The sequence below is a fragment of the Thalassotalea sp. PLHSN55 genome, from assembly GCF_052030545.1.
Classification (GTDB): domain Bacteria; phylum Pseudomonadota; class Gammaproteobacteria; order Enterobacterales; family Alteromonadaceae; genus CANMXU01.
Window position 1 is genome coordinate 1 of the sequence record NZ_JBPDIH010000034.1, and the last position, 709, is coordinate 709.

At 38.1% G+C, this 709-nt stretch carries 1 tRNA gene; it reads right to left on the reverse strand.

Going from position 1 to position 709, the window contains the following annotated elements:
* Positions 1 to 485: 485 nt before the first annotated feature.
* Positions 486 to 561: transfer RNA gene (locus tag ACRRSQ_RS20590), tRNA-Ala, on the reverse strand.
* Positions 562 to 709: the final 148 nt, after the last annotated feature.

Consider the following 709-nt stretch of genomic DNA (forward strand, 5'->3'; position numbering starts at 1 on the left):
ATTAACACGTCTTTCATCGCCTCTAACTGCCAAGGCATCCACCACATACGCTTAGTCACTTAACCATACAACCCCAAGTAGTCTTTAGCTTGAAGCTAAAAGCGACAAGTAAAACACTTAGTACGCCGTGGTGACTAAACCACAGCAATTGTAAAGTCTGACATTTTCACGCACACAATAAAGTGCTTGAATAAGAGTTGATAACAACAAGTTGTTATCGTGAATAATGATAAGGAAAAATCATTATTCAGGTTGAATAAACAATTCGAGGAGAATGTTTATTCGGTGATAATTATTTATTATTAAGTAAAGAGCGCGACACCCTTTGCTTATAAATAACTATCGGTATTTATATCAGCTTTCCAGATTGTTAAAGAACTTGTAATTAACACGCATTCGGTTAAAAACTTGGTTTAAAAAACCAAACGTAAATTGTTCAAGTGAACACCTTAAGTTTGGTTTCTTTCTTTAGTAAGAATACATGATGGTGGAGCTAAGCAGGATCGAACTGCTGACCTCCTGCGTGCAAGGCAGGCGCTCTCCCAGCTGAGCTATAGCCCCATCGAGGGTATTCTTTAATTTGTTATCATGTAATTTGTGTAGACACTCGTGAAAACCTATACAAGATAAGCTTTCCATCAAGTTGTTTTACTTCAAGATAAGGAGGTGATCCAACCCCAGGTTCCCCTAGGGTTACCTTGTTACGACT